Origin of the sequence: Paraburkholderia tuberum STM678 (assembly GCF_902833905.1) — a bacterium.
Lineage (GTDB): Bacteria > Pseudomonadota > Gammaproteobacteria > Burkholderiales > Burkholderiaceae > Paraburkholderia > Paraburkholderia tuberum.
Genome location: NZ_CADFGP010000048.1, coordinates 11,849 through 34,118 on the forward strand (window position 1 = coordinate 11,849; position 22,270 = coordinate 34,118).

At 64.1% G+C, this 22,270-nt stretch carries 19 protein-coding genes and 3 pseudogenes; 12 read left to right on the forward strand and 10 right to left on the reverse strand.

Annotated elements, in window-relative coordinates; translation table 11 throughout:
- The first annotated feature begins 597 nt into the window (after positions 1–597).
- The 3 genes from HWY30_RS30990 (at position 598) to HWY30_RS31000 (ending at position 2,420) form a co-directional block, all read left to right on the forward strand.
- Positions 598–1,242 carry an MBL fold metallo-hydrolase gene (locus HWY30_RS30990; RefSeq protein WP_090802667.1) on the forward strand — a complete coding sequence of 215 codons (645 nt, stop codon included), beginning with the start codon at positions 598–600 and terminating at the stop codon, positions 1,240–1,242.
- The gene (locus HWY30_RS30995; RefSeq protein WP_090802665.1) at positions 1,239–1,871 is read left to right on the forward strand and encodes a 3'-5' exonuclease family protein; all 633 of its coding nucleotides are present in this window, start codon (positions 1,239–1,241) and stop codon (positions 1,869–1,871) included. The genes HWY30_RS30990 and HWY30_RS30995 overlap by 4 nt, the downstream gene beginning before the upstream one ends.
- 90 nt (positions 1,872–1,961) lie before the next feature.
- A complete protein-coding gene (locus HWY30_RS31000; RefSeq protein ID WP_012431468.1) occupies positions 1,962–2,420 on the forward strand; it encodes an Lrp/AsnC family transcriptional regulator in 459 nt (152 codons plus the stop codon).
- Positions 2,421–2,483: 63 nt separating this feature from the next.
- On the opposite strand, the gene HWY30_RS31005 is transcribed toward HWY30_RS31000, so the two are convergent.
- The 3 genes from HWY30_RS31005 to HWY30_RS31015 form a co-directional block, all read right to left on the reverse strand.
- Positions 2,484–3,767 carry a cation diffusion facilitator family transporter gene (locus HWY30_RS31005; RefSeq protein WP_090802664.1) on the reverse strand — a complete coding sequence of 428 codons (1,284 nt, stop codon included), beginning with the start codon at positions 3,765–3,767 and terminating at the stop codon, positions 2,484–2,486.
- Between the two features lie 286 nt (positions 3,768–4,053).
- The gene (locus tag HWY30_RS31010; RefSeq protein WP_008921239.1) at positions 4,054–4,356 is read right to left on the reverse strand and encodes an H-NS histone family protein; all 303 of its coding nucleotides are present in this window, start codon (positions 4,354–4,356) and stop codon (positions 4,054–4,056) included.
- A gap of 401 nt (positions 4,357–4,757) precedes the next feature.
- Positions 4,758–5,420: a HugZ family pyridoxamine 5'-phosphate oxidase gene (locus HWY30_RS31015; RefSeq protein ID WP_090802662.1), complete on the reverse strand. Its 663-nt coding sequence runs from the start codon at positions 5,418–5,420 to the stop codon at positions 4,758–4,760.
- 249 nt (positions 5,421–5,669) lie between these two features.
- Between HWY30_RS31015 and HWY30_RS31020 the strand changes: the two genes are divergently transcribed.
- The gene (locus tag HWY30_RS31020) at positions 5,670–6,884 is read left to right on the forward strand and encodes an MFS transporter (protein WP_090802661.1); all 1,215 of its coding nucleotides are present in this window, start codon (positions 5,670–5,672) and stop codon (positions 6,882–6,884) included.
- Positions 6,885–6,990: 106 nt separating this feature from the next.
- On the opposite strand, the gene HWY30_RS31025 is transcribed toward HWY30_RS31020, so the two are convergent.
- The gene (locus HWY30_RS31025; protein WP_090802659.1) at positions 6,991–8,136 is read right to left on the reverse strand and encodes a branched-chain amino acid ABC transporter substrate-binding protein; all 1,146 of its coding nucleotides are present in this window, start codon (positions 8,134–8,136) and stop codon (positions 6,991–6,993) included.
- Between the two features lie 451 nt (positions 8,137–8,587).
- Positions 8,588–9,691 (reverse strand): NAD(P)H-dependent flavin oxidoreductase, encoded by a 1,104-nt coding sequence (locus HWY30_RS31030; RefSeq protein ID WP_090805545.1) that lies wholly within the window; start codon positions 9,689–9,691, stop codon positions 8,588–8,590.
- 321 nt (positions 9,692–10,012) lie between these two features.
- On the opposite strand from HWY30_RS31030, the gene HWY30_RS31035 reads away from it, so the two are divergent.
- Positions 10,013–10,711 carry a dienelactone hydrolase family protein gene (locus HWY30_RS31035; protein ID WP_090805544.1) on the forward strand — a complete coding sequence of 233 codons (699 nt, stop codon included), beginning with the start codon at positions 10,013–10,015 and terminating at the stop codon, positions 10,709–10,711.
- 242 nt (positions 10,712–10,953) lie between these two features.
- Complete coding sequence (locus tag HWY30_RS31040; RefSeq protein ID WP_090802657.1) at positions 10,954–12,510, forward strand: amidase; 1,557 nt, start codon at positions 10,954–10,956, stop codon at positions 12,508–12,510.
- A 65-nt stretch (positions 12,511–12,575) separates the two neighbouring features.
- On the opposite strand, the gene HWY30_RS31045 is transcribed toward HWY30_RS31040, so the two are convergent.
- From HWY30_RS31045 to HWY30_RS31055, 3 genes are all read right to left on the reverse strand, one after another.
- Complete coding sequence (locus HWY30_RS31045; RefSeq protein WP_090802655.1) at positions 12,576–12,887, reverse strand: high-potential iron-sulfur protein; 312 nt, start codon at positions 12,885–12,887, stop codon at positions 12,576–12,578.
- 132 nt (positions 12,888–13,019) lie between these two features.
- Positions 13,020–14,126 carry an NAD(P)/FAD-dependent oxidoreductase gene (locus HWY30_RS31050; RefSeq protein WP_090802654.1) on the reverse strand — a complete coding sequence of 369 codons (1,107 nt, stop codon included), beginning with the start codon at positions 14,124–14,126 and terminating at the stop codon, positions 13,020–13,022.
- A 356-nt stretch (positions 14,127–14,482) separates the two neighbouring features.
- Positions 14,483–15,460 (reverse strand): AAA family ATPase, encoded by a 978-nt coding sequence (locus HWY30_RS31055; protein ID WP_090802652.1) that lies wholly within the window; start codon positions 15,458–15,460, stop codon positions 14,483–14,485.
- Between the two features lie 270 nt (positions 15,461–15,730).
- Between HWY30_RS31055 and HWY30_RS31060 the strand changes: the two genes are divergently transcribed.
- Together HWY30_RS31060 and HWY30_RS31065 are read left to right on the forward strand one after the other, a co-directional pair.
- The gene (locus HWY30_RS31060; RefSeq protein ID WP_090802651.1) at positions 15,731–16,291 is read left to right on the forward strand and encodes a hypothetical protein; all 561 of its coding nucleotides are present in this window, start codon (positions 15,731–15,733) and stop codon (positions 16,289–16,291) included.
- A gap of 54 nt (positions 16,292–16,345) precedes the next feature.
- Positions 16,346–17,143 carry an endonuclease/exonuclease/phosphatase family protein gene (locus HWY30_RS31065; RefSeq protein ID WP_090802649.1) on the forward strand — a complete coding sequence of 266 codons (798 nt, stop codon included), beginning with the start codon at positions 16,346–16,348 and terminating at the stop codon, positions 17,141–17,143.
- A gap of 46 nt (positions 17,144–17,189) precedes the next feature.
- On the opposite strand, the gene HWY30_RS31070 is transcribed toward HWY30_RS31065, so the two are convergent.
- Complete coding sequence (locus tag HWY30_RS31070) at positions 17,190–18,194, reverse strand: aldose 1-epimerase (RefSeq protein ID WP_090802648.1); 1,005 nt, start codon at positions 18,192–18,194, stop codon at positions 17,190–17,192.
- Between the two features lie 339 nt (positions 18,195–18,533).
- Here HWY30_RS31070 and HWY30_RS31075 point away from each other — a divergent pair, with 339 nt between their 5' ends.
- The 3 genes and pseudogenes from HWY30_RS31075 to HWY30_RS31085 form a co-directional block, all read left to right on the forward strand.
- The gene (locus tag HWY30_RS31075) at positions 18,534–19,586 is read left to right on the forward strand and encodes a LacI family DNA-binding transcriptional regulator (RefSeq protein WP_090802646.1); all 1,053 of its coding nucleotides are present in this window, start codon (positions 18,534–18,536) and stop codon (positions 19,584–19,586) included.
- Positions 19,587–19,763: 177 nt separating this feature from the next.
- Positions 19,764–20,039: pseudogene (locus HWY30_RS31080) on the forward strand (sugar ABC transporter ATP-binding protein); the annotation flags it as partial.
- 96 nt (positions 20,040–20,135) lie between these two features.
- Positions 20,136–20,344: pseudogene (locus tag HWY30_RS31085) on the forward strand (ABC transporter permease); the annotation flags it as partial.
- Positions 20,345–20,531: 187 nt separating this feature from the next.
- Here HWY30_RS31085 and HWY30_RS41975 read toward each other — a convergent pair.
- Positions 20,532–20,720 (reverse strand): annotated as a pseudogene (locus HWY30_RS41975) (hypothetical protein); the annotation flags it as partial.
- A 685-nt stretch (positions 20,721–21,405) separates the two neighbouring features.
- Here HWY30_RS41975 and HWY30_RS31090 point away from each other — a divergent pair.
- A complete protein-coding gene (locus HWY30_RS31090; RefSeq protein ID WP_018419136.1) occupies positions 21,406–22,176 on the forward strand; it encodes a ferredoxin--NADP reductase in 771 nt (256 codons plus the stop codon).
- Positions 22,177–22,270: the final 94 nt, after the last annotated feature.

The window sequence follows — 22,270 nt, forward strand, 5'->3', positions numbered from 1 at the left end:
TTGCTTGCGGCTCCGGCGGTAGGGACGACAACGCGCCGCGCGAAAATGCGCAGTACGTCAAAGCCCGGATACGGCTCACTCAGCCGCTACCGCACGGTTAATTTTCACGTCTGGCGCAACCTGTCCCCGGCAGCCTGACCAGACCCCACATGCCGCCAACTGAACGTGGCAATGACACGTTCTTGCGCGCGCAACTCAGCGCGCAGGAACGGCGGCGTAGGCCCCACCCAGCGTCACGGAGATTAATTCCGTAGCAGGCGCGCGGCGCCTGGCTGGGCAAGACGTGTGCATCGAACGCATCGATACTGGATGGCCGTCGGCATTCCGACAGCCCTTACTTGAACGGCGAGCGGCATTCCCTTTTTGTGGGAACGCATCGCCTTGTGGCAGCACAATTCCTAGTGCATGAAGTCCATTATACCCAAAACTTTTTGTTGGGATGGCGAGCTGCTCAAAAACTTGATCAATCTTCACATTTATCGCAAAAATGGACATACGAAAGACCGAGACGGGCCGGGAGCCGGCCCTGTAGCATGGGCGGCGGAGGCTGTCGCGAGGCCCGGTACAATCAACGTTTTTCCAGCGCGTCGTCCAGCCATGAAAGTCACCCTGATCCCCGTCACGCCGTTCCAGCAGAACTGCTCGCTGCTCGTTTGCGAGGCCACCGGGCGCGCTGCCGTCGTCGATCCGGGCGGCGACCTCGACATGATCCAGCGCGAGATCGCGCGGCAGAACGTGACCGTCGAAAAGGTCTTGCTGACCCATGGCCACATCGATCACTGCGCCGGCGCGAAGACACTCGCCAGCCACGACGGCGTGCCGATCGAAGGTCCGCATCCCGACGAACGCTTCTGGCTCGACAAGCTGCCGGACCAGAGCACGCGCTTCGGCTTCCCGGCCGCCGACGCCTTCGAGCCGGACCGCTGGCTACAAGACGGCGACACCGTGCAATTCGGCGACGAAACCCTCGAGGTCTACCACTGCCCCGGCCACACGCCGGGCCATGTGGTCTTCTTCAGCCGCGCGCACCGGCTTGCACTAGTTGGCGACGTGCTGTTCGCCGGCTCGATCGGCCGCACGGATTTCCCGCGTGGCAATCATGCGGACCTGATCCGCTCGATCCGCGACAAACTCTGGCCGCTCGGCGACGACGTCACGTTCGTGCCCGGCCACGGCCCGACCTCGACGTTCGGCGCCGAGCGCCGCACGAATCCCTACGTCGCCGACGGAGTGGGCGCATGAGCAGCGAAATCTATGTGAGTACCGACGTCGAAGCGGACGGCCCGATCCCCGGCCCGCACTCGATGCTGAGCTTCGCATCCGCCGCATACACCGAAGACAAGCAGCTGATCGCGACGTTCTCGGCGAATCTCGAACTGCTCGAAGGCGCAGCGCCGCATCCGGTTCAGGAAGCGTGGTGGAAGACCCAGCCGGAAGCATGGGCGGCCTGCCGCCAGGACTTGCAGAAACCCGAGGCCGCCCTGACCGCCTACGTCGAATGGGTCGAGGCGCTGCCGGGCAAGCCGGTGTTCGTCGCGATGCCCGCCGGCTTCGACTTCACCTATATGTTCTGGTACATGATGCGCTTCGTCGGCCGCTGCCCGTTTTCGTGGTCGGCGCTCGACATCAAGACGCTCGCGTTCGCGATGACCGGTCTGCCGTACCGCAAGAACATCAAGCCGCGCTTTCCGAAGCACTGGTTCGACGAGCATCCGCACACGCACGTCGCGCTCGACGACGCGATCGAGCAGGGTGCCCTCTTTTGCAACATGCTGAAGGACTTGCGCGCGCGTCAGCCCGAGCTGCCGGGGGACGGCAAGGATGATGGGGACGGCTCAGGGCAAAACGCCGCTCCCGACCCGGTAAATTAGGCAATCTCGCTCGCGAGAGCCGTTTTACATTGCGTTTCGTTTTCGCGCCCTCTACCATGCGTTGATACGGCGACGCTAACGGAGGCGCAGTTGACACTCGATACGTTCTCACAGAAGATCCTGCGCCTACTGCAGCTCGACGCACGTCGTTCCGTGCAGGAAATCTCCGACCAGGTCGGGCTGTCGAGCACGCCGTGCTGGCGGCGCATCAAGGACATGGAACAGTCGGGCGTGATCCAGCGCTACACGGCGCTGCTCGATCGCGAAAAACTCGGCTTGCACGTGTGCGCGCTCGCGCATATCCATCTGACGCGCCACACCGAAGGCGGCGTCGAGCAGTTCGAGCGGGAAATCGCCACCTGCCCCGAAGTGACCGAGTGCTACAGCACGACCGGTGAATCCGATTACATCCTGAAGATCGTCGCGCCGGACATCAAGGCGTACGACAGCTTCCTGCACGAACGCATTTTCAAGATTCCAGCCGTCGCGCAGGTGCGGACGAGCGTCGTGCTGCGCGAAATCAAGTTCGATACGCAGTTGCCGTTGTGACGGATGCCGCCGCCGCGGGCGGCATGAAGGTTCGCGGCATCGGATGCCCGAAACTCGTCGGACTCAGGCGGCGTTGTGAGGCTCCGTGGCAGTTGACCGAGCGCCGGGGGCGACGCCGGTCTGGAGTTCCGCCGCCGGACCGCCTTGCGCGGCCGAGATATCCCGTTGCAGCAGCACGTCTAGCTTGCGCGCGCCGAGACGACGCTTGAGCGCCTCCAGATCGACGCGCCCAAGCGACTGCGCCTCGCTTTCCAGCAGACGCGCGGCCTCGGGGCCGTCCGCAGCGCGCCCTTCAACGGACGCCACCGCCGGTAACACCACCTCCACGTCGAGCCCGGTGCTCAGGTAGTGCAGATTTATCCCAGCGGCCTGCAAGCCCCAGGCCGCCAGCGCCGCGTCGACCTCGGCGGTCACGCGCTCCCGCGGCGGCAGATCGACCGGTGGATGCGCGAGCGCATCGTTTTCCGGATCGACGTGGATCAGCGCGTCGAGCACGCGCTTGTCGGTCAGCACACGCAGACGCGCCGACTCCGCGATGTAATGCCCTTCCGATACCGAAATCATCGGATCGACCAGAATGTGCGCGTCGACGAGCGCGAAATCGCCCATCTTGCGCGTACGCATTTCGTGCACGTCACGCACGCCGGGGGTGGACATCAGCAATGCGCGCATGTCGGCCGCGGCGGTTTCGTCGAGCGCGCGGTCCGACAGATCCTGCAGCGCGTCCCAACCGAAGGTCCAGCCCATGCGCGCGACCATGAAACCGACGATGGCCGCCGCGATCGGGTCGAGCAACCGCAAGCCGGCGAGACTGCCGATCACGCCGATCCCCACCACCAGCGACGATGCCGCGTCAGAGCGCGCGTGCCATGCGTTCGCGATCAGCATCGCGGAACGCACGCGCTTCGCCTCGCGCAGCATGTAGCGAAACAGCGCTTCCTTGCAGACCAGCACGAGCGCCGCGACCGCGAGCGCGCTCATGTGCACGGGGGGAATATTTTGCAGGTCGGCGAGCCGCGTACCGGCGCGCCACAACATGCCGACGCCGACCGAGATCAGCAGCGCGCCGAGAAATAACGACGCCACCGTCTCATAACGGCTATGCCCGTAATTGTGATCCGCGTCGGGCTTGGCCCCGCTGTGCCGATTGGCAATCAGCACGACAAAATCGGAAATAAGATCGGCAAGGGAATGGATACCGTCGGCAACTAGCGCCTGCGAGTGCGCGATCGTGCCGATGGCGATTTGCAGCGTCATCAACACGCTATTGAGCGCAATACTCGCAAAAGTACTTTTGCGCGCAACGCGTTGTTTCTCGGTGGTTTGGGCGATCGCGGCGGACTGCATGCTGAAGAGGCGGAAAGGTCAATTATTGTTATTGTACCCGCCGCGAATCGCGCACGCAGGGAAAATCGGGGAAAAACCTTTTTAAATCAATCGCTTATCTAAACGAAAAGCATTCGCGTTCCAGTTGCCTGAAGCGCATGCGACAAAAAACTCGGCGCCGCAAATGACGAAAACCGCGCCCTGAACGGTGCGCGGCTTTTTCAGATTCTGCAGTAGGCTATAAACGCGGTGGATTGCCGCTATTCGTACTACGTGCGGCCAACCCTCACTGCCCGCCTGATCGTGATTACTTCTGGATCAGAAACTTTTCGCGATCAAGACCCGCAATCCAGCGCGGCGGCTTGCCGCGACCCGACCACGTGCTGCCGCTTTCCGGATCGCGATATTTAGGCGCGACGCCTGCGCGCGGCCGGCTCGCTTTAGCGCCTTTCGGTGCGCGGCCGCCGCCGAGTTCGCTCAGCGAAATGCCGTAATCCGCCATCTTCTGCTTGATTTCATTCAAGACTTCCGCGTATTCGCGCGACTTCGCTTCTTCAATCTGCTTTTCGAGCTTCTCGCGCTGCGCGAGCAGTTCCTTGTAAGAAGACATAGGTTTCCCTTGTGGTATGGATAAATGACCGCCGGTCTTTTGCCGACTCGCCTTTGAAGGTTTCATGCCTCGGAATTTGACGGCGAGATTAACACAAAATAGAAAGGCTGGATAAGCAACCGGAAAAAATTAATTTAAATTCGTTTCAAAAAGTTTCCTGCGCTGCTTTTGGGTCGGACTACGGCCTTTCTAATCGCTGATTTCGCATGTCGCTAAAAAAGTCCACTCATCTGCATATTTACACGATTTGACTATCAAGAAATGAGACTTGAGCGGTCCATTGCACATCGAACATTTCACGGCATGAAAGCTTTGGCTTGGATAAGCCGCGCACTATTGAGACAAAGACCCCGTTCGTCGCGACTGGCGCATGCGCGTTTTCTCGATAAATGATAAATACTTTAATCCGCATGCCGCTCGATGCAGACTTCGAGCGCGGCGTGCAATGTCCCGGTATCGGACCGGGCGCCATCGAATGCGAAACGGTGGCGCACGCCGTTGCGTTTCAGATCGGCGCCATAACGGTCGACACCCAGCAATTCGACGCCGCCCGCGCCACTCAGCCGGCGACCGAATTCCGCGATCAGCGCGTCCTCCTCGCTGACTGCAAGCGGCGGCAGCGGATCGAGTTCGGCGCCATCGAGCCAGCCCATCGCGCCAAAGCCGCCGATGTAGCGCAGCCGCTCGACCTCCATGATCCAGAACGTGAAATCGCCCAGCATCAGGTAGCGCTCCGCGTCCGGGTGATAGCGCAGGTAGCGCCGCGCCAGTTCCGGGCTCGAGCCGACCGGCTCGAAGCGGCCAAGCAGCGTGACGCGCTGGCCGCCCAGCACGTCGCCGTCGGGTGCGTCGACGGCCAGAAAACCGGCGCGCGGATCGGTGTGCAGGTTGTGCGTGTGCTCCGCGAGCCGGCTTACGAGGATCGTCGGACGATGCCGCGCGTCCGGCGCGAACGGCAGCACCGACGGATACGGAAAGCCCTCGGGCTGGCGAGCATGGGTGGCGAGCGTGCCGACCGTGGCCGTGTGCAGCAGATGCAGCGGAGCGTGAGCCGGAATGTTCAACTGAGCGTTCCTCGGTGAATTAGGAATGAACGGAAAGCGGTGAGCGGCAGAAAAGCCGCCGCGCGGCAATGCAAAAACCAACTGCGGCGTGCCACGGCATGAAAGCCGGCAATACCGCCAGGTTGCATCCCCCAGCCTATCAATCGTATGCGCCCGATCCCACGGCTCCAAGCATTCGCCACCACGCTTCGATAGAATCGAAGATCCGCTTTCAATGCGCTTTCTCGCGCACTTCGCTTCGAGACCTCCGTGCCCGATCACCAAGCCTCCGAATTCGCCGTCCTGCCCGCCGCGCATCGCAATCTGTCCGTCACCGCACGGCAACGCGCACGCATTGCCACGATGGCGGTATTTTTCATCGCCGGCATGATGTACGCGTCGTGGGGCGTGCACGTGCCGACGGTGCGCGACCGCTTCCATCTGAATCCGGCGATGCTGTCGTTCGCGTTGTTCGCGGTGGCGGGCGGATCGATCGGCGCGATGGTGACCAATGCGTCGTGGATCGCGCGGGTCGGCACGCGCCGCGCCTGCCTGACCGGCGGCCTCGCGATGGCCGCCTGCGCCGCGCTGATCCTCGTCGTGCCGGCGTACTGGATCGTGCTGATCGTGCTGGCCGTCTTCGGCGCGGGCATGGCCACGCTCGACGTCGCGATGAACGCCGAAGCGAGCGCCGTCGAAAAGGCGCTCGGCAAGCCGATCATGTCGTCGCTGCATGGGATGTTCAGCCTTGGCGGCATGTTCGGCGCGGCGGTGGGCGGGGCGCTGCTGTCGCGCGGCATGGCGCCGGCTGTGCACCTCGCGCTCGCCGCGGCGGCCAGCGCGCTCGTGCTGGTGCTCGCGTGCCCGTCGGTGCTCCCGCACGTGCCGCACGCCGAGCATCCCGATGCCGCGACGCCGCGCGCGAGCCGCTGGCGCTCGCCGGCGTTGTGGGCGCTCGGCACGATGGCGCTGGTCGCGCTGATCGCCGAAGGCGCGATGTACGACTGGGCCACGGTCTATATGCGCGATGTCGTGCTCTCGACGCCCGCGCTCGCCAGCGCCGCCTACGCGGCGTTTTCCGGCGGCATGGCAGCAGCGCGTTTTGCCGGCGACGCGGTGCGCGCCCGCTTCGGCGCGCCGCAACTCGTGATGATCAGTGCGGCGCTCGCCTGCGCCGGGATGGTCGACGCGCTGCTGCTGCCGAATCCGGTGGCCGCGCTCGCCGGCTTTGCGCTGATCGGCCTGGGCCTCGCGAACATGATGCCGGTGCTGTTCGCGGCGGCCGCGAGCGTGAAAGGCATCCACGCGGCCGAGGGGCTCGCGCACGTCGCGGGGCTGGCCTATTTCGGGTTGCTGCTCGGACCGGTGATCATCGGTGCGGTCGCGCAGGTGACCAATCTGACGATCGGGCTGTCGGTCGTCGCCGTGTGCGCCGCGATGATCGCGCTCGTCGGGCCGAAGGTGCTGCGGCGTTTGAAGATCTGACGCAAACGCAACGCCAAAAAGAAGAGGCACGCAAGCCTGACGGCCCACGTGCCTCTTTGGCGGCAAATCGAAGTGCGGCCCGACGCCGCCTTCGACCACACCGAATTTACATCTTCACGACGTCGAGCAGCGTCTTCTTGCCTTGCTTGTAGTCGTACAGCGAGATCACGCCGTGCTGCAGGTCGCCCTTCGAGTCGAACGTCGTTTCGCCGATCACGCCCTTGTAGTCGGTCGTCGGCATCGCTGCCAGGATCTTCGCCGGATCGGTCGAGTTAGCGCGCTTCATCGCGTCGACGATGATGTACACCGCGTCATACGTGAACGGCGCGTAAATCTGGATCGGCTGGCCGAAGCGCTTCTCGTACTTCGTTTCGAACGCCTTGCCGCCCGCCATCTTTTCGAGCGCCATGCCGGCTTCCGAGCAGACGATGTTGTCGGTTGCGTCGCCGGCCAGGTCCGACAGCTTGTCGGTACACACGCCGTCACCTGCCAGCACCTTCGCGCGCAGGCCGAGCTGCTTCGCCTGCTTGGCGAACGGGCCGCCGGTCGCGTCCATGCCGCCGTACATGATCGCGTCGGGATTTTCACCCTTGATCTTCGTCAGAATCGCGCGGAAGTCGACGGCCTTGTCGTTCGTCGCGTCGTGCGACACGACCTTCATACCGAGCGACTTCGCCGTCTTCTCGAATTCGTTCGCGAGACCCTGGCCGTAAGCGGTCGAGTCGTCGACGATCGCGACGCTCTTCACCTTCATGCCCTTCGCCGCGTAGTTCGCGAGAGCCGGGCCTTGCTGAGCATCGGTCGCGACGACGCGGTAGGTCGTCTTGAAGCCTTGCTGCGTGTAGGCCGGGTTCGTTGCCGACGGCGAGATCTGCACGATGCCCGCATCGCTATAGATCTTCGATGCCGGGATCGAGGTGCCCGAGTTCAGGTGGCCGACCACGGCGACGACCTTGTCGTCGACGAGCTTCTGCGCAACCTGCGTGGCCGTGCGGGGGTCGGCCGCGTCGTCCTGCGCGTCGAGTTGCAGCGTGATCTTCTGGCCGCCGATCGTCAGACCCTTCGCGTTGATTTCCTCAATGGCGAGGCGTGCGCCGTTTTCGTTGTCTTTACCCAGGTGAGCGATACCGCCAGTCAACGGCGCGACGTGACCGATCTTCACGACCGTGTCGGCCGCGGCCGATGTTGCCAACGTCGCGAACAGCACCGCCGCAGCGCTGATCGGCAACAGCTTTTGAATCTTGATGTTCATGTAAGTCTCCAGTTTCGGTCAAAACAACGTAATCGCCCTGTGCCCCGCTTCCCCTACACGTGTCGCTCAGTCCCGTGGACGACCACGCCGGTTGCATCGTTCATGCACTTGGCCAGTACGTTTACCGGACTGTTTGTGACAGTTGGCAAACCGTACTTGCGCGCAAGTGTAGGCCATCAAATTAATTTGCGGGAATTTTTTGAGAAAGTGGGAACAACACTAATAGCGCAGTTCCCGGGCGAACCGCTCGTGGCTTGGGCGAGCGGACCGGAAAGCCCCAGCCCATGCGGGTTTCCGCTAATTAGGAAGTTTCTCCGCGGGCGCGGATTTAGCCATTTTCCGGCTTCTGTCACATATGATTCGAAGGGTTTTTCAACTCAAAAATGTGGCGTGCCGCACAGGATTGTGAGTGCGGTAAAAAACTTAAATCAGCCTTAAATCGGCCATGCAATCAACGCAAGAACGCGGCGATTCGCACGGAGGCCGCCTGCCATTCCTGCTCGAGCTGCGCCATCAGTTCGATCGCGCCAATTGCTTCGGCGCGCGTGTGGCCAAGCGGCGCACCCTGCCCCGCCCACAACGACAGGTAATCGCCGTTCTGCGCACGCGCCGCGTTTTGCCGCAGCGCCTGCGTCAACGCGTTTTGCACCGGATACGGCGCGATGCTGTCCGCCGATTCGCGCAAACGTTGTATCAACGGATTGCGGATGCCGCGCGCGTGGCGGCCCGTGATCGCGCGCGTCACCGTGGTCGAGGTATCTGACATGCCGCGCACGCGGGTTTTCCATGCCTCGGGGATCGCGCTCTCGCGGGTGGTCAGAAACGCGGTGCCCATCACCGCGGCTTGCGCACCGAGCGCGAGTGCCGCGACGATGCCGCGACCGTCCATGATGCCGCCGGCCGCGAGCACCGGCAGCCCGGTCGCGTCGACCAGTTGCGGCACGAGCGCCATCGTGCCCACCAGCGCATCTTCGAATGCGCCGATGAACGTGCCGCGATGCGCGCCCGCCTCCGCGCCTTGCGCGGCGACGGCATCGGCGCCCGCATCGCGCCACGCGATGCCTTCGGCAACATGCGTCGCAGTCCCAACTACATAGCTGCCGCTCGCGTGCAAACGCTCGACGTCGTCCGCTGCTAGCAGACCGAACGTAAAGCCGGCGACCGGCACCCGCAATTCGATCAGCGTTTCCAGTTGCGCGCGAAAGTCAGGCGCATAGCGTGCGAGCGGCTGTCCCGGCGGCAAGCCGAGATCGGCGCGCAGCGGATCGATTGCGTCGAGCGCGCGGCGCACGGTGGCTTCAACGGGCGAGACCGGATCGAGCACGAACAGATTCACGCCGAACGGGCGATCGGTCAGCGCGCGAATCGCCGCGACCTCGCTCGCGATCTTCTCGGGCGCGAGCGCCGCCCCCGCTAGAAAACCAAGTCCGCCCGCATTGGATACCGCCGCGACGAGCGCCGGCGTCGTCGCGCCGCCGGCCATCGGCGCCTGCACGACGGGTAACCGCATCTGGAAGTGCTCGGCGAACGGCGTCACGAAACTGCCTTCATTCATGTTCGTTTCCTTGCGGCGCAAAGCCGTCGATGTGCTGATTCATGGGCTCGCCAACATGTTCGCGAGATGCGCTGACACGCGCGAGCCATCACGCGCTGACTGTACCGACACGCGCCATCGCGGAGAAATGAATTATCGAGATCGTTTCAATCGCCTGACGAGAATCGAAGCACTTCGCATCACCCGCGAGGCCCCGTCCCGCCTCTCTGCAAGGCGATTCTTTTGATGGCAAACTAACCGCCCGTTGCAGGGCCTCGTGGCCTTGAGCGTTTCGTACACACCGACCTCGCGCGGCGGTCGCGCGAGTCAATGGAGAACAGCATGAGCACGACTTCCCGATGGATCGACATCCCCGCCGGCAACGACAGTTTCGGCGGCTACCTCGCGCTGCCGAAGGGCGGCAAGGGACCGGCCGTCATCATCATTCAGGAAATCTTCGGCGTGAACGGCCATATCCGCTCGGTCGCGGATCAGTACGCGCAGGACGGCTATGTCGCGCTCGCCCCGGACGTGTTCTGGCGCGTGCAGCCGCGCGTCGAATTGACGTACGACGGCAAGGATCGCGAAAAGGGCATCGAGCTGATGCAGAAAACCAAGGTCGACGACGCGGTCGCCGATCTCGGCGCCGCTGCGGCCGCCTTGCGCGCGCTGCCGGAAGTGACCGGCAAGATCGCGGCGATCGGCTACTGCTTCGGCGGCCGTCTCGCCTATCTGGCCGCGGCGGCCGGTTCGGTCGACGCCGCTGTCGCCTACTACGGCGGCGGCATCCATAACCATCTCGACAAGGCCGCGAACATCAAGGTGCCGATGCAGTTCCACTACGGCGAGCTCGACGCGCATATTCTGCCGTCGGACATCGGCCAGATTCAGGAGCGCTTCGCGGGTCGCGGCGACGTGCAATTCAACATCTACCCGAACGCCGACCACGGTTTCAACTGCTCGGAGCGTGCATCGTACAACCAGCACGCGTCGGCATTGGCGCATGGCCGCACGCTGACGTTCCTCGGCGAGCGGATGTAATCCGCGGTTCCGGTATTCAGCCGGCCCCGCCGCGTTGCGCATGTGATCGCACGCTCGCGCATTTGAAGTGCGCATTCGGATTCACACGAGTCACGTCGGCGCTCAACTCGGGTACTCTGTGCAAGACGGCGTGTCGGCCGACACGCCGTCTTTTCACATGTGCGACGCCCGGGCGGGGCAACGCGATGCCGAGCGAAACGCCTCAGTCGCGCGTGCATGGCCGGCCACGAATTCGACGCAGCATGCCAACCGACCGCGAGGGCTCAACCGACGTGCAATCAGACTATCTCGCTCATGACGCCATCGGCCTCGCCGAACTCGTGCGCACGCGCCAGGTCAGCGCGCGCGAATTGATCGACGTCGCGATCTCGCGCACCGAGGCCGTCAATCCCGCGATCAACGCGGTCGTTCTGAAGGACTACGATGCGGCCCGCCAACGTGCGTCGCGCGAAGACGAGAATCGCGCGAATACCGTCGACGGCGCGAACGGAACGGACAACTGCGCCGCCCACGCCGCGCTCGCCGGCGTGCCGTTCCTGATCAAGGATCTCGGCGCGCCCGTTGCGGGACTGCCCATGGCAATGGGCAGCCGACACTACCGCCACTTCATTCCGACGCAGGATGCGCCGGTCGTCGCGCTCGCGAAAGCGGCGGGTTTGAATATCTTCGCGAAGACCAGCACGTCCGAGCTCGGCCAGATGCCTTATACGGAGCCCGAACTATTTGGCGCGTGCCGTAATCCGTGGAATATCGATCACACGCCGGGCGGTTCGAGCGGCGGCGCGGCGGCGGCGGTCGCTGCCGGCATCGTACCGCTCGCGCATGCGTCGGACGGCGGCGGCTCGATCCGGATTCCGGCGTCGTGCTGCGGACTGTTCGGCCTGAAACCCTCGCGCGGTCGCGTGCCGCGCGCGGCGCAGGCCAGCGCCGGCGAACTCGGCATCGATCACGCCGTGTCGCGCAGCGTGCGCGACAGCGCGTTGCTGCTCGATCTGCTGGCCGGCAACGCCGAGCGGCCGAGCGGCGCGCCCGGCACCTTTCTCGGCGCGACGCGCGAGCCGTGCAAACCGCTGACGATCGCCTACGTGACCGAGCCGATGCTCGCGCCGTCGTTATCGGCCGATGCGCGCGCCGCGCTCGACGACGCCGCGCAACTCGCGAGCTCACTCGGCCATCGTCTGGAGCCGGTGTCGCTCGGCGTCGATTTCGCGGCGGTCCGTCATGCGTTCCTCACGCTGTGGTCGGTGACCGCCGAGGACCTCGTGCTGAACGCGGAGCGCATCACCGGCCACAAGCCAACGCGCGGCGAGTTCGAAATTTCGACATGGGCGATGGCGCACGTCGGCCGCAAGCTCGGCGAGCAGGGCTTGCCGGCCGCGCTCGACGAACAGCGCCGCATCACCGCGCGTCTGACCGACCTGCTGAACCGCTACGACGTGCTGTTGTGCGCGACGCTCGCGTCCGCGCCGATCAAGATCGGCGAGATGCGACCAAGCTCGGTCGAGCGCATGCAGATGCGCGCGGTCACCACGATACCGCTAGAACGATTGATGAAGAAACTGCTGTTCGAAGCGTCGAACAAGGCGTTCGCGTGGGCCGGATGCACGGAGCTGTTCAATCTGAGCGGCCAGCCGGCGATGTCGGTGCCTTTGTACTGGAATGCGCGCGGGCTGCCGATCGGCGTGCAGTTCGCGGCGCGTACCGGCGGCGAGGCGACTCTGTTCAGACTCGCCGCGCAACTCGAGGCGGCACGGCCGTGGTTCGACAAGCGGCCGCCATTGATGAATGCGCGCCGCTAATAGTCCAGCGGCCCGCTGCAATGAAGCTTTGAAAAACCGGCCCGGCTTGCGCCGCGCAGGCTTGATCAGGCCTTCTTGTTATAGGCGCTGCACCATCCCGTGGCCGCGACCTGCTTGCCCGCGAACATCGGGCAGCCGCCGTAGGCGTCGCCCGCCTTGCCCTGGAAGAAGCTGCAGTTGCTGCATTGCTCGCCAGGCGTGTATTTGGCGAATTTCGCCTTGTCGACCTTGCTCGCGTCCGCCTTGTAGCCAAGCGCCTGCGCGGTCGGATCGGTTTCGGAGACTTTCGGCGCGTCGGCGAACGCCTGGCGCGACAGCGCGAGCGTCGATGCCACACCGATGCTGGCGATCAAAAACGTACGACGGGAAGAACTCATGGGGACTCACTCCATTTATATGGGAATCAACGCCGTTCTGATGACAGCGTTCGCCAAGCATAGCAACGTAGCCGTCGCCCGTGATATTCCAAATGCTAAAGATAAGCGGATCGGTACGGTGCAAACGCGGCCTCAAGGCCGCCCGCTCAGCTCGCAGACCCGCTGCGCAATCGCAAGCGATGCCGTCAACCCCGGTGACTCGATGCCGAACAGATTGACGAGCCCGCGCACGCCATGCGCGGCCGGCCCCTGGATCATGAAGTCCGCGGCGGGCTCGCCCGGGCCGGACAACTTCGGACGAATACCGGCGTACGCCGGCTGCAACGCGCCATCGGGCAAGGCCGGCCAGTACGCGCGAATCGCCGCATAAAACGACTCCGCGCGACGCGGATCGACGTCGTAATTGATCGCATCGACCCATTCGACGTCGGGGCCGAAGCGCACCTGGCCGCCCAGGTCGAGCGTCAGATGCACGCCGAGGCCGGCTTCGTTCGGCATCGGATAGATCAGGCGGCTGAACGGCGCGCGCCCCGAAATGCTGAAGTAATTGCCGCGCGCGAAGTAGAGCGGCGGCACGTGGCGCGAGTCGAGTCCGCGAATCTTGCGCGCGAGTGCGTTCGCATGCAGACCCGCGCTGTTGATCACGCAGGCAGCGCTGATCGTGGCGGGCGCCGCACCGCCGACCGCGATGGTGAAACGGCCGTTGTGAGCCTCGATCGCCTCGACCGGCGCATGGAACGCGTACACGGCGCCGTCGCGCTCGGCATCGCCTTGCAGCGCGAGCATGTACTGATGACTATCGACGATCCCCGTCTGCGGCGAAAACACCGCCTCCACGCATTCGAGCGCCGGTTCGAGCGCCTGCGCCTGATCGCCGGTGACGCGCATCAGGTCGAGCACGCCGTTGTCGCGCCCTTTGGCCATGATGCTTTCGAGCTGCGGAATCTGGTTGCGCGACGTGGCGACGAGCAGCTTGCCGCAGCGCGAATGCGGCACGTTGCGCTCGGCGCAATAGTCATACAGCATTTCGCGGCCGCGCACGCACAGCGTGGCCTTCAGCGATCCGCGCGGATAGTAGATGCCCGCGTGAATCACTTCGCTGTTGCGTGAACTCGTGCCCACGCCGATGGCGTCGGCGGCCTCCAGCACGATCACCTCGCGCCCGCGCGCCGCCAGCGCGCGCGCCGTCGCGAGGCCGATCACGCCGGCGCCGATCACTACACATTCGATCTGATCCATATCCGTTGACGCGGCGCATTGGGCCGCGCGCTGCCTCGTTCAGCCGATGGAAGGAAGACAAGTACGGCACCTCGCCGCCGCGTTCCGTTTGTTGTCGAACGCATCTGTCCGCTGGTCTGCTTATGTCTTTTTATCACCGCCACGGGAAATTGTACGACTCGGTACAGACAGAAGTGACAAACGTTCGTGCGCGCCGACCAGGCGATGGCGGCGCAAGCTGCGCTCGATTCTGCGCTCCACATCGAAAATAGCAATAATTGCCGCAGCATTCACAACGCAGGCTGTATAAATTTGCCGAAACAGCTCCCCAAATTCCAGAGAAGCGGGGTTTGGGTGCAAAAAACCGACCGAAAACCTCAAAAACCGATCGGTTTTCGCCGGTTTCCGTAATCGAGGCGGATATCGGCGGGCTCGATCTGGTCGCGTCCCGCGATGCGCGCCGCGCCGAAGCCGTTCAGGATCGCGCGGCGCATCTCGCGCGGCGACGCCCGCTTGAGCACATCGAGCGTCGCTTCGCCAAGCGTGCCCGGAAAGCGCAGACCCCAGTTGTGCGCGCCGCGGATCTCGTCGTAGATCGACTGCGCGATGCGTCGCGCGCCGGCGTGGTCCGGCGGCGAGATCTCGTAGACGTTCATGCGGTTCAGGATCGGCTCGGGGATCGCGCGTTCGTCGTTGGCGGTCGCGATCCAGATCACGTTGCCCGCGTTGATCGGTATCTCGGCGAACTCGTCGATGAAGCTCTGGGCGGTGTCGTGTTCGAGTAGCGCGTACAACGCGCCGAGTGGATCGTATTGCGAATCGCCGCTCGCCTTGTCGATTTCGTCGACGGCGATCACCGGGTTCGCGTAGCTGCCGTTCACGAGTGCATCGAACACCTTGCCCGGCTTCGCGTTCTTCCATTGCGACGAGGCGCCCGACAGAATCCAGCCCGCCGTCAGCGAACTCATCGCGACGTATTGGTACGCGGTGCCGAGCAGGCGCGCGAGGTGCTTCGCGAAATGCGTCTTGCCGATGCCGGGCTCGCCGAGCAACAGGATCGGCATCAGTTCGAGCCGGTCCTCGGTTTCGAGGCACAGCACGACCTGCTTGCGGATGTCGTCGAGCGGGGCGGAAAAATTGGGCAGCGCGCCGATCAGATCGTCGATCGACGGCATCCGGTTCGGCTTCACGCAGAATCGCAGATTGCCGGTTTTCAGCATCTTTTCGTAGGTCGCGCGCAGCGCCTCGTTCGCGCCCTCGCCGAGACCGTTCAGCGCGCTTTCGACCTCGTCGAGGTCATACACCCGGCTGAACGAGGCCACGGCGATTTCCTGTTTGACCATTGCTGTCGTCATCGCTCACCCCGTCTGGCTGATTCTGCAGCGGCGGCGCCTTGTGAGCGCCGGTTCGAGTCCAGTGTAGCGAGGACACAAACGCGTGCAAGCCAGCAGTCATGTGGCTCTGCTGCTAACGATCGCTGGCATCCCATCCTCATCTGGAATGGAGTGTTGCTGAACCGGCCCTCGTCGACCGTGTCAGAAATCGTTGCGGCCATCGGGGGTAAGATGGCTCTCTAATTGCTACGAGGCACCCACGCAAGCGACGCGTAAGCGGAGATCCTTTTTATGTGGAAAACCAGTATCGTGGCCATGCTGCTTGGCGCTTCGTTGCTCGCCCACGCGCAACAACAGCCAGCGCAGCAGGTCGTGCAATGGCAGTTGCAGGTGGTGAAAGATGGCCAGCAGATCGATTCGTTCGACGGCACCACGACCGTCGGCCAGGCGCGCACGGATACGCATCACCAGGTCGTGCAACACGAGGTCGGCTGCAAGGACCAGCCGGCCGGCAGCATCGATCTGTCACGCACGATCACGGTGTCGCCGCTGCGCGTCGATCCCGAGGGCGTGATGTTTTCGATCGACACGCAGGAAACGCTCGAGGACGACAATGCGCGGCGCACCGACATCGGCTGCAAGCTGCCGCCGCAGCCGCGCCAGGTGAGCGCGAGCCACCCGGGTCTCGTGGTGCCGCCGGATCAATGGGCGAGCTGGACGATCGTCGATCACAATCCGAACCTCGTGTACCGCGTGCATGCGAACGTCGTGAGCAATGGCGCGAACGGCAACGGCACGAACGGCGGCATGAGCGGCAATGGCGCCGCGACCGGCAGCAGCAATCCGAACTGACAGGAACCGCGCGCCTTACCGACGCGCTCAGACAGAACACGTGGATAACGCGGCATGCGAAACCCAGAAGAACTGATCCGCGAGAACCTCGCGCCGAACGATTTCGTCGCGGTGAGCTGGAACCTGCACAAGGGCCGCACACCGCTCGGTTTTCAGGCCTGGCAGGCGATGCAGCGCTGGGTTCAATCGACCCACGCGGACGCATACTTCCTGCAGGAAGCGATGGCGCGGCGTATGCCGTCGCCGGTATTGGCGAGCAGTTTCGGCACGCCGATGGGCGATCCACTGACCGACGTATGGCACTGTCAGGCAACCGAAATCGCGCGCGCGCTCGAACTCGAAGTCGCGCTCGGCCCGAACGTGTTCAAGCCGTCGTGGCGGCACGGCAATGCGATCCTGTCGCCGCATCCGCTCGATCTCGGCGGCCGCTGGGACATCTCCGCGCACCGCTTCGAAAAGCGCGGCCTGCTGGTCGCGCGTGCGACGTTCGGCGGACGACTCGTCACGTTGCTCTGTGCGCATCTCGCGCTGACGCGTCCGGCGCGGTTGCGGCAGATGGACTGGATCGCGCACTGGATCGCGAAGGAAGCCCCCGACGGTCCGCTCGTGCTGGCCGGCGATTTCAACGATTGGCGCAACGACTCGGTGCCGCTCTTTCGCGAGCATGGCTTGCAGGAAGTCGCGACGCTGCTCGGCGAACCGGCGCGCACGTTCCCGGCGTTCTCGCCGGCGCTGTCGCTCGACAAGATGTTCGTGCGCGACATGCAGCCGGTCGAATGGATCCAGCCGACGCAGGAGACCGCGTGGCTGTCCGATCATTTGCCGTATATGGCGAAGTTGCGGCTGGAGTGAGCGCTTCTGCTGGTTGAGCTTTCGCCAACGGAAAGCGCGTCCACCCTCACTCGCGAAGCGGCGTCCAGCTCAACGCCGCTTCGATCTCCTCCCCCGGCTGCAATACGCAGCCACCGACGTGTTCTTGTGTACCAACCGCGTTGAAGCAATCGGTCGTATTCGTGACCGGTTCCACGCATAGCTGCGGATCGTTGGCCGGCGCGAACACGACCAGGTGATCGAACGGCGCGTCGGCACGCATCGTCAGATTGCGGCGCTCGTCGGGCCACGCGATCGTCGCCACGCGCGACCACTTTGAAAAGTTGTTGTCGAGATCGAACGCATCGGGCGACATGCCCGCGCGCAAGGCGTCGACGGCGGGATGCGGGCCGAGATGCGTCGGCAGCACGTCGGTGTCCGCGTGCCACATCGCCTGCACGTCGGCATGGATGCGCGTCGACGCGGTGCGCGGATAGTACGGATGATGGCCCATGCCGAACGGCATCGGCCGGCCGGCGAGATTCCGCGCGGACATCGTGATGTGGAGCGCGCCACCGCGCAACTCGATACGCTGCCGCGCGCGATAGCGAAACGGCCAGTCGCCAGTCGCGCTCGCATCCGGTTCGTGCTCGAAGTGCAAGTCCACCGCGCTTTCGCTGCGCGCGCCGACGCGCCACGGATGCCGCCACGCGTTGCCATGCAGCGCGTGGGCGAAACGCGGGTCGTTGCCGGCGAGATCGATCGTCGCGCCGTCGAACGCGAAGCGCGCATCGCGAATCCGGTTGCAGTATGGGAACAGCGGAAAGCTCGCCATGCGCAGCGGATCGCGCGCTTCGAACGCTTCCGGCAGCGCCGGCCGCAGCCAGTGCAACGGACCTTCCGGCGTGACTTCGTAGAACGCCGCGAGCGCGCCGCCAACGTCCGGCGCGAGCACCGCTCGCAACGCACCGGCCGACAACGTGACGAGGCGCGCGGCGATCACGGGATCGTCGAGCCATGAGCGTTGAGTCGCCGATCGAGTCACGTCATGTGCCGCGCGCGACCGGGCAGGATTCAGGGAAACGTCGCGCATGGTCAGACGAGGCGAAACCGCGAGCGGAAAGCGGCATCAACGTGCATTCATATCTCCTTTGACGTGCCGCGCACCCCGCGGCCGGCGGACCACCTCAGTCCGCCCCGAGCGAGAATCGCACGACACCGCACCATTGGTCAATATTATTAGTAATAAATTCGTTCAAAAAGGGCCGGTAACGGACCTACGCTCCGTTCCCAAATGGCGGGTTAGCGCGCGTTGCCGCGCGCATATTATTAGTGGTACCGTCAGCAGCATGATGCCGCTGGCATTGCCCCGCTTCAGCGCCGCCTCGGCGCGGCCCGCACAATGAAAAAATCGACTCAACGCCGTCCCACCATGACCGACATCGCCAAGCTCACCGGCGTGTCGCAATCCACCGTTTCGCTCGTGCTCAACAACGCGGCCGGCGCGAAATTCTCCGATGCGACCCGCAACAAGGTGCTGAAGGCCGCGCACGACCTCGGCTACCGGCAGTCGCTGCGCGCGCCCGTAGCGGCATCGAGCGACGAGCGCAACCTGATCGTCTATCTGGCTGACGAAATCTCGACGAGCCCGCACCCGGTCGTCAACATCGACGGCGCGCGCGACGCCGCGTACGCGAGCGGCAAGATGCTCGCGGTCTACTCGACGCACGGCAACGCCGACATCGAAAAACAGGTACTCGACACGGTCCTCACCAATCCGCACGTGTTCGGTGTGATCTACGCGACCGTCTACACGCGCAAGGTCGCGCCGCCGAGCGCGCTGTCGCAGGTGCCGACCGTGTTGCTGAACTGCTACACCGGCGACAGCACGTTCTCGTCCGTGGTGCCGGCCGAGGTCGCGGGCGGCCATCTGGCGACCGAGTACCTGCTGCAGGCCGGCCACCGGCGCATCGGCTACATCAACGGCGAGCCGTGGCAGGACGCCGCGAAAGACCGCCTGAAGGGCTACCGCACCGCGCTCGCGACCGCCGATCTGCCTTTCGCGGCCGAACTCGTGCGCGACGGCGACTGGAGCCCCGGCCTCGGCTTCGAGCTGACGCTGTCGCTGATGCGCGAGGCCAATCCTCCCACTGCGATCTTCTGCGCCAACGACCTGACCGCGATCGGCGCGATCGAGGCGCTCAAGCAACTCGGCCTGCGCGTGCCCGAGGACGTGTCGGTGCTCGGCTACGACGACCAGGAAATCGCGCGCCACACGCATCCGCCGCTGTCGACGGTGGTGCTGCCCAACTACGAACTCGGCCGCTGGGCCGTCGAAACGCTGCTGCAGGAAGAGCACAACCGCGCAGCCGGCGCGCCGGTGCGCCATCGCACGGTCAAGCTCGACGGACCGCTGGTGGAACGCACCTCGGTCCGGGTAATTACCGAGGCAAAAGCGGCGACAACTAATATTATTAGTGATTGATCGATAATAATTTCAAGTGGAATAATCGGCACGTCGGGTCGGGAAGACAGCGCCGGTGGGTCATAGCCAATCGCGCGCTCGCCGGCGAACCAACGTCGGCCCCCCGGCTGGACAGAGGCAATCCCGAGCAGCACGAAAAGCAAATAAACCGTCACCGGTTACTGGAGGAAGACATGGCGGCAAATGGTGGCGCTTGCGCGCGCGGTGTCGTCGGACGCGAAGATGGTGATCATGGACGAATCGACGTCGTCGCTCGACGAGCGCGAAGTCGAACTGCTGTTCACCGTCGTGCGCAAGCTGCGCGACGACGGCCGCGCGGTAATTTTCGTCTCGCACCGGCTCGACGAGCTGTACGCGCTGTGCGATCGCGTGACCGTGATGCGCGACGGCCAGACGGTCGTGCAAAGCACGATGGCCGAGATGGACAAGCTGCAGCTCGTCACGACGATGCTCGATTTCCGCACGCCCAAGCAGGCGCGCGAAGCGGGCATCAGCACGATCTACCAGGAGATCAACCTGGCGCCGTTCCGCGAATCTGAGCGTCGCCGCGGGCGCGAGGGTTCCGTCGCGATGACGATTGCCGGCGTGCTGCTGCTCGGGCTCGTGTTCAACTGCTGAACTTCGAGAACGGGCTCGGGTTCATCAGTCTGTCCGCGTACTGGCAATCCGTGCTTCGCGGCGTGTTCCTGCTACTCGTGATCGTGCTGCAGGCGCGCGTGTGGAAACAGCGCGGAAAAAAGCGGGTGGCGGCGGCGTGAGCAAGCGGCACCCGCGAATTGGCGTCATCAATTCCATCGGACAGAATTTCCTTACTTGGCCGAGGCTTGCCGCCACAATCGCCGCCCCCGACCCATCTCTGTGTACCGATAGACTCGCCGCGAAACCGTGTGACCGTGACGCGTCCCCGACGCGTCACGACGTCCCCGCTCGTCGTCCCCGGTTTCCTTATTGACTGTCGGTGCGCAACGTCCAGACGGTCGCCGTATTCGTGGCGTCGTCTGCCGCGGTGAACTGCAAGTGGCGCTTGCTATCGAGGCCGAACGCGGAGCCTGGCGCAGGGTCGACCGACATTTGAGCGACGAATTGTCCGTCGACGGTGAACTCGACGATTTCGCTGGGACGTTTCGGGTCGGGCGCGCGACACACGCGGCGCGAAGCGCGTGCGCGTATCACCAACCCGTCGAAGCCAGTGTATGAACCGGATGCAGATATCGCACGAGAAGCCTCCATTTGACACCTCCTACTCGCATGGGCGGCCGCAGCCGCCAGGACGAGTGTCGCGCACCCACCGCACTGCCTGGCTTCGCGCGACTCGCGTCCTGCGTAAACGAGGCAACCTCGGGCGTACTCCCCAAAAAATCGCGGCGCGCAAACGATAGTCGAAAGCGAAGCGATCTCGATGGCGCCGGCAGGGTTCCTCCCCATTTGCCAGTTTTATCAGCAGGGTCAATGCTGCAGCGCACGCCGCCTTTCGGTATCATCCTGAAAATGTTGCCCTTGCGGCGCATCGCTTTCGCGCCGGCCGGGCAACCAATGGCAGCCGCCCTTCGCGGCGTTCGCCGAATCGCCGTACCCCGCTGAAGCACGGCCGCACTCACGCCAACGTACTTCGCGGCGCCAGCAAGCCGGCGCCGCCGCTTCCCGGTTTGGCAACCCGCTTTACCACGCTCGACCGCCGCGCCGCGGCCCCGCCCCGGCGGGCACGGTAAAATGACGGATTGCGCGGGAGTCCCGACCACGGGTCAGCGCAGCATCGCCCTTGCCGTGCCGGCCGGCTCAGACGACTGGCCGCCTTTGTTTTCGCACTATCCAAGAAGCCATGAGCAACCTGAATTCACAAACCGTCCTGAGCGTCCATCACTGGACCGATACGCTTTTCAGCTTCACCTGCACGCGCGATCCGTCGTTCCGTTTCGAAAACGGCCAGTTCACGATGGTGGGCCTGCAGGTCGAGGGCAAGCCGCTGCTGCGCGCATACAGCCTCGCCAGTGCGAACTACGAAGAACATCTCGAATTCCTCAGCATCAAGGTGCAGGACGGCCCGCTCACATCGCGTCTGCAGCACCTGAAGGTCGGCGACGAAGTGCTGATCGGCAAGAAGCCGGTCGGCACGCTGGTGGCCGACAACCTGCTGCCGGGCAAGACGCTGTGGCTGTTGTCCACCGGCACGGGCCTCGCGCCGTTCATGTCGATCATCAAGGATCCGGACATTTACGACCGCTACGAGCGCGTGGTCCTCACGCATACCTGCCGTTTCGTCGACGAACTCGCGTACAAGGAATACATCACCGAGCACCTGCCGGCGCATGAACACCTCGGCGAGTTCGTACAGGAAAAGCTGCTGTACTACCCGACTGTCACGCGCGAAGCGTTCCAGAACCGCGGCCGCATCACCGAGCTGATCGAAACCGAAAAGCTGTTCGCCGACCTCGGCGTGCCGGGTTTCTCGCTCGAGGACGACCGCGTCATGCTGTGCGGAAGCCCGCACATGCTGCGCGACACGCGCAAGCTGCTCGAAGACGCGGGCTTCAAGGAAGGCAGCAACAACGAGCCGGGCCATTACGTGGTCGAAAAGGCCTTCGTCGGCTAAGTCGGCGGCATTCTTCTTCGCGGCCCGCGCGCCGCGAATTCCAAAAAAGGAGCCTCCGGGCTCCTTTTTTTTGTTGCTCCGTTACAAATTGGAG